A 6,009-nucleotide genomic window follows, 5' to 3' on the forward strand; every position below is an offset into this window, starting at 1 on the left:
ACGTCCTGTATGCCCCACTTTGGGCAGCGGAACCCGAACGCCTTCCGCCCGGAGAACCCGCATGCCCCGCACCACCGACCCGACGCTCCCCCCGCCCCCGGTCAGACCGTTCCCGCTCCGGCCGCTGCCGTCCGGTCCGGACGGCGCCGCCCTGGTCGCCGAGATCGAGGCGTACCTCGCCTCGCTGCCCGCCCCCGCCCGCACCCCCGCCTGGTACGTCTGCCCGTACGGCAGCACCCCGAGCCCCTGGCAGGCCGGCCACCCGGCGCCCCGCGCCACCCTGCTCGACCGGGCGCTGCGCCGCCCCGCCCGCCCCGTCCCGGTCACCGCGGCCGACCACCTCCGGCTCGCCTCCCGCTACATCGGCGCCCACGGCTGGCTGCAGGGCGCGATGTGGGACCGGGCCGGCCGGGTCTGCCTGCTCGGCGCCCAGGCCGCGGTGCTGGCGCACGGCTACGGCACCCCGGCCACCGTCCGCACCGCGCGGGTCCAGCTGATGGAGGTGCTGCACGGCACCGGCCGTCCGGCGCGCTCCCCGGACGAGTTCAACGACCGCCCCACCACCCGGGAGGGCGACGTCCACCAGTTGCTCGACCGGGCCGCCGCCCGGGCCGCCCGCCTCGGGCTCTGAGCGGCCCCTGGAAACGCAGCCGGCCCCGGCGCGCGAGTGCGCACCGGGGCCGGGCGGAGAGCGGGCGACGAGAATCGAACTCGCGTGACTAGTTTGGAAGACTAGGGCTCTACCATTGAGCTACGCCCGCATGATCCCCCAGCCGTGACGGCCGGAAGTTCGGGCAACAGCGTACCTGGTCCGGCCGCCCGCGTGCACACCCCGTTTCGCACACCGCGTTTCCGCCCCCCGCGCCCGCTTGGAACACCGGCGCCGTCGCGCCCGCGCCCGCGCCCAAATAGTCGGCGAGCCGAACAGGCCCGCCGTGTACGCTTCCTCTCGGCACCACGGGGTGTGGCGCAGTTTGGTAGCGCGTCCGCTTTGGGAGCGGAAGGCCGTCGGTTCGAATCCGGTCACCCCGACAGTGCGGCAGGGTCTCGCCCACCGGGGCGGGGCCCTGTTCTGTTCGGCCGGTACGGTGGCGTCTGGCGTCCGCCTTTCGTGGTACCGGTAGGATGGGGCGCTGGCGGTAGTCCCTGTGGCGTCCACCCAGGTCAACCGCACGAGGGCGAGGAGTCAAGCTCACCGTCCACCCCACGGGAGATGCAGCTCCAACCGCCCATCGCCCGTCTCGTCCGACCCACCCGTACGGCTCCGGCCTAGCGGCGGGGACGGGCGGAGACAACCTGACCGCAAGCCCCTAGGAGACGTAACCGTGAAGAGCGCCGTCGAGACTCTGAACCCGACCCGGGTTCGACTCACCGTCGAGGTGCCCTTCGAGGAGCTCAAGCCCAGCCTCGACGCGGCGTACAAGAAGATCAACCAGCAGGTCACGGTTCCGGGCTTCCGCAAGGGCAAGATCCCGGCTCGCGTCATCGACCAGCGCTTCGGCCGTGGTGCCGTGCTGGAGGAGGCCGTCAACGACGCCCTGCCGCGCTTCTACACGCAGGCCGTCGACGAGGGCAAGATCGAGGTCCTCGGCCAGCCCGACATCACCAACATCGAGGGTGTCGAGAAGATCGCCGACGGTGGTGACCTCAAGTTCACCGCCGAGGTCGACATCCGTCCGGAGATCACCCTGCCGGAGTTCTCGTCCATCGAGGTGACGGTCGACCCGATCGTCGTCTCCGACGAGGACGTCGAGAAGTCCCTGGAGCAGCTGCGCGAGCGCTTCTCCTCGGTCAAGGACGTCGAGCGCGCCGCCGCTGCCGGTGACATCGTGGTCGTCGACCTGGTCGCCAAGGTCGACGGTGAGGTGCCGGAGGACGGCACCGCCACCGGCGTGAGCTACGAGATCGGCTCGGGCCGCCTCATCGACGGCATCGACGAGGCCGTCGTCGGCCTGTCCGCCGGCGAGGAGAAGACCTTCGAGACCGAGCTCAAGGGTGGCACCCAGGCGGGCAAGACCTCCGAGGTCACCGTCACCGTCACCACCGTCCAGGAGAAGGAGCTGCCGGAGCTGGACGACGAGTTCGCCCAGCTGGCCAGCGAGTTCGACACCCTGGAGGAGCTGCGCGGCGACTCCCGCAAGCGCCTGGAGCGCATGAAGGAGTACGACCAGGCCACCCAGGCCCAGGAGAAGGTCCTGGACGCCCTGCTCGCGCTGGTCGAGATCGAGTACCCGGAGAAGCTCCTCAAGGACGAGATCGAGACCCGCAAGCACAACGTCGAGCACCACCAGCTGGAGCCGATGGGCCTGAACATCGACACCTACCTGGAGACCCAGGGCAAGTCCCGCGAGGAGTGGGACGCGGAGATCGAGGAGCAGGCGAAGAAGGGCATCAAGACCCAGTTCGTCCTGGACCAGATCGTCGCCGACGAGGAGCTGGGTGTTAACCAGGAGGAGCTGACCGAGCACCTCATCCGCCGCGCCGCCGGCTCGGGCCTCACCCCCGACCAGTTCGCGCAGCAGGTCGTCCAGGGCGGCCAGGTGCCGATGCTGGTCGGCGAGGTCGCCCGCGGCAAGGCGCTGGCCACCGTGGTCGAGGCCGCCAAGGTCGTCGACACCGAGGGCAACGAGATCAACTTCGACGACGAGGACGAGACGGGCGAGACCGTCGAGGCCGCCGCCGAGGAGAGCGCCGAGGAGAAGACCGAGGCCTGAGCCCCGGCAGCCCCCTGAGGGCACGCAGCTGGCCCGGACGCCGTCATGGTGTCCGGGCCCGCTGTCTTCCCGCCCGCGGCACGCCGCGACCCTGCGCTCACAGCGAACAGTTCTGCGTGAGGGATTCTGCGGCCGGGCCTGCGCGTTAGGGTCCTTGGACAGCAACAATCACGACGTGATACCCGGAAGCTGTGCGACATCGCGAGAGCCGCGGAACGGCCCTCCAAATCGACTGAGCAGGTGGCTAAGTGACGTTCCCGCAGATGCAGATGCCTGGCCCGATGGCGCCGCACGCCGCCGCTGGTGACGTGCTCGGCGGCCTTGGCGACCAGGTCTACAACCGGCTGCTCAACGAGCGGATCATCTTCCTCGGCCAGCAGGTCGACGACGACATCGCCAACAAGATCACCGCCCAGCTGCTGCTGCTGGCCGCGGACCCGGAAAAGGACATCTTCCTCTACATCAACTCCCCGGGCGGCTCGATCTCGGCCGGCATGGCGATCTACGACACCATGCAGTACATCAAGAACGACGTCGTCACCATCGCGATGGGCATGGCCGCCTCGATGGGCCAGTTCCTGCTGACCGCCGGCGCCAAGGGCAAGCGCTTCTCGCTGCCGAACGCCAACATCCTGATGCACCAGCCCTCCGCGGGCCTCGGCGGCTCCGCCACCGACATCCGCATCCAGGCCGAGCAGCTCCTGCGCACCAAGAAGCGGATGTCCGAGCTGATCGCCTTCCACAGTGGCCAGTCCTTCGAGCAGATCACCCGGGACTCCGACCGCGACCGCTGGTTCACGCCGGAGGAGGCCCTGGAGTACGGCCTGATCGACGCGATCATGCACAGCGCCGCGGACGTCCCCGGCGGCGGCGGCACGGGCGCCTGAGCCTCGGCCCGGCCCACGAGACCACAGCCCCAACGCCCCGGAGGACAAGAATCCCCATGAACATCCCCAGCCTGTCGGCCGCCCAGGCCCGCGTCGAGGACATGCGCGCCGAGGGCCGCTACATCGTCCCGCGCTTCGTCGAGCGCACCACCCAGGGCATCCGCGAGTACGACCCGTACGCCAAGCTGTTCGAGGAGCGCATCATCTTCCTCGGCTCGCAGGTCGACGACGTCTCGGCGAACGACATCATGGCGCAGCTGCTGTGCCTGGAGTCGATGGACCCGGACCGCGAGATCCAGATGTACATCAACTCGCCCGGCGGCTCGTTCACGGCCCTGACGGCCATCTACGACACCATGCAGTACGTGAAGCCGGACATCACCACGGTCTGCATGGGCCAGGCGGCCTCCGCCGCGGCCGTGCTGCTCGCCGCCGGTACCCCCGGCAAGCGGATGGCCCTGCCGAACGCCCGGATCCTGATCCACCAGCCGTACACCGAGACCGGCCGCGGCCAGGTGTCCGACCTGGAGATCCAGGCCAAGGAGATCTTCCGGATGCGCGAGCAGCTGGAGCAGATGCTCTCCAAGCACTCCAACAAGTCGGTGGAGCAGGTGCGCGAGGACATCGAGCGCGACAAGATCCTGACCGCCGAGGAGGCCGCCGAGTACGGCCTGGTCGACCAGATCATCTCCACCCGCAAGACCTCGCTGACCTCCTGAGGTCGGCTCCCTCCGGGCCCCGAGGGGCGGGAGGGGCCCATCGGGGCGGGGGGGGGCCCCCCCCCCCGGCCGCCCCCCCCCCCCCCACCCATCGGCGGGCCCGTGTCACGGCATCTGTTCGGTATCAATTCGCCCAGGGCGTAGGGCAGACCTGGCGAAGAGGACGGAATCACGGGCCCGGCAGAGTACCGTCGGATAGCGAGACCGAGCGCCGTCGGCGTTGACGGTCCACAGCACCAGGCCCCGGAACCCCTGCGGGGCCCCTGGCGAAGGGGAAGCACCTCGTGGCACGCATCGGAGACGGTGGCGACCTGCTCAAGTGCTCGTTCTGCGGCAAGTCGCAGAAGCAGGTGAAGAAGCTGATCGCCGGCCCAGGCGTGTACATCTGCGACGAGTGCATCGACCTGTGCAACGAGATCATCGAGGAGGAACTCGCCGAGACCTCCGAGGTGCGCTTCGAGGAGCTCCCGAAGCCCCGCGAGATCTACGAGTTCCTGGACCAGTACGTGGTCGGCCAGGACCTCGCCAAGAAGGCGCTGTCGGTCGCGGTCTACAACCACTACAAGCGCGTCCAGGCCGGCGAGGCGGGCCGCAGCGGCGGCAACGGCCGCGAGGACGCCATCGAGCTGGCCAAGTCCAACATCCTGCTGCTGGGCCCCACCGGCTCCGGCAAGACGCTGCTGGCGCAGACCCTGGCCCGGATGCTCAACGTGCCGTTCGCGATCGCGGACGCCACGGCGCTGACCGAGGCCGGCTACGTCGGCGAGGACGTCGAGAACATCCTGCTCAAGCTGATCCAGGCGGCCGACTACGACGTCAAGAAGGCCGAGACCGGGATCATCTACATCGACGAGATCGACAAGGTCGCGCGCAAGAGCGAGAACCCGTCGATCACCCGGGACGTCTCCGGCGAGGGCGTGCAGCAGGCCCTGCTGAAGATCCTGGAGGGCACCACCGCCTCGGTGCCGCCGCAGGGCGGGCGCAAGCACCCGCACCAGGAGTTCATCCAGATCGACACCACCAACGTGCTGTTCATCGTCGGCGGCGCGTTCGCCGGCCTGGAGCGGATCATCGAGGGCCGCGCGGGTGCCAAGGGCATCGGCTTCGGCGCCAACATCCGCTCCAAGCGGGAGTCGGACGCCAGCGACCACTTCCGCCAGGTGATGCCCGAGGACCTGGTGAAGTTCGGCATGATCCCCGAGTTCATCGGCCGTCTGCCGGTGATCACCAGCGTGCACAACCTGGACCGCGAGGCGCTGCTGCAGATCCTCACCGAGCCGCGCAACGCGCTGGTCAAGCAGTACCGCAAGCTCTTCGAACTCGACGGCGTGGAGCTGGAGTTCTCCCGGGACGCGCTGGAGGCGATCGCCGACCAGGCGATCCTGCGCGGCACCGGAGCGCGCGGGCTGCGGGCCATCATGGAGGAGGTGCTGATGTCCGTGATGTACGAGGTCCCCTCGCGCCAGGACGTCGCCCGCGTGGTGGTCACCGGGGACGTGGTCTCCAAGCACGCCATCCCCACCCTCGTCCCGCGCGACATGATCAAGCGCGAGCGCCGCGAGAAGAGCGCCTGACCCGAGGCCGTCACACGGAAGGGCCCCGCGCACCGAGTCGGTCTACCGCCCCGAACCGCTCCCCGACTCCTGGTACGACACCCACCACCGCACCACCGCCCCCTACGGAGACCAG

5 protein-coding genes and 2 tRNA genes are annotated in these 6,009 nt (G+C 69.6%); 6 read left to right on the forward strand and 1 reads right to left on the reverse strand.

Annotated elements, in window-relative coordinates; all coding sequences use genetic code 11:
- Positions 1-61 precede the first annotated feature (61 nt).
- The gene (locus ABT048_RS37395) at positions 62-631 is read left to right on the forward strand and encodes a DUF6197 family protein (protein WP_350526082.1); all 570 of its coding nucleotides are present in this window, start codon (positions 62-64) and stop codon (positions 629-631) included.
- Positions 632-690: 59 nt separating this feature from the next.
- On the opposite strand, the gene ABT048_RS37400 is transcribed toward ABT048_RS37395, so the two are convergent.
- A tRNA-Gly gene (locus ABT048_RS37400) sits at positions 691-761 on the reverse strand.
- Positions 762-958: 197 nt separating this feature from the next.
- On the opposite strand from ABT048_RS37400, the gene ABT048_RS37405 reads away from it, so the two are divergent.
- The 5 genes from ABT048_RS37405 to clpX all read left to right on the forward strand — a co-directional run bounded on the left by ABT048_RS37405 (position 959) and on the right by clpX (position 5,894).
- A tRNA-Pro gene (locus tag ABT048_RS37405) sits at positions 959-1,032 on the forward strand.
- Positions 1,033-1,325: 293 nt separating this feature from the next.
- On the forward strand, positions 1,326-2,714 hold the full coding sequence (gene tig, locus ABT048_RS37410; RefSeq protein ID WP_350526083.1) for a trigger factor: 1,389 nt from the start codon (positions 1,326-1,328) through the stop codon (positions 2,712-2,714).
- A 269-nt stretch (positions 2,715-2,983) separates the two neighbouring features.
- Positions 2,984-3,601, forward strand: a complete 618-nt coding sequence (locus ABT048_RS37415) for an ATP-dependent Clp protease proteolytic subunit (RefSeq protein ID WP_046386806.1) — start codon at positions 2,984-2,986, stop codon at positions 3,599-3,601.
- Between the two features lie 56 nt (positions 3,602-3,657).
- Positions 3,658-4,320 (forward strand): ATP-dependent Clp protease proteolytic subunit, encoded by a 663-nt coding sequence (locus ABT048_RS37420; RefSeq protein ID WP_329931164.1) that lies wholly within the window; start codon positions 3,658-3,660, stop codon positions 4,318-4,320.
- A gap of 284 nt (positions 4,321-4,604) precedes the next feature.
- Entirely contained in the window at positions 4,605-5,894 is a 1,290-nt protein-coding gene (gene clpX, locus ABT048_RS37425) for an ATP-dependent Clp protease ATP-binding subunit ClpX (protein ID WP_045696864.1), read from the forward strand.
- Positions 5,895-6,009 lie beyond the last annotated feature (115 nt).

The sequence above is a fragment of the Kitasatospora sp. NPDC096140 genome (assembly GCF_040303045.1).
GTDB lineage: Bacteria > Actinomycetota > Actinomycetes > Streptomycetales > Streptomycetaceae > Kitasatospora.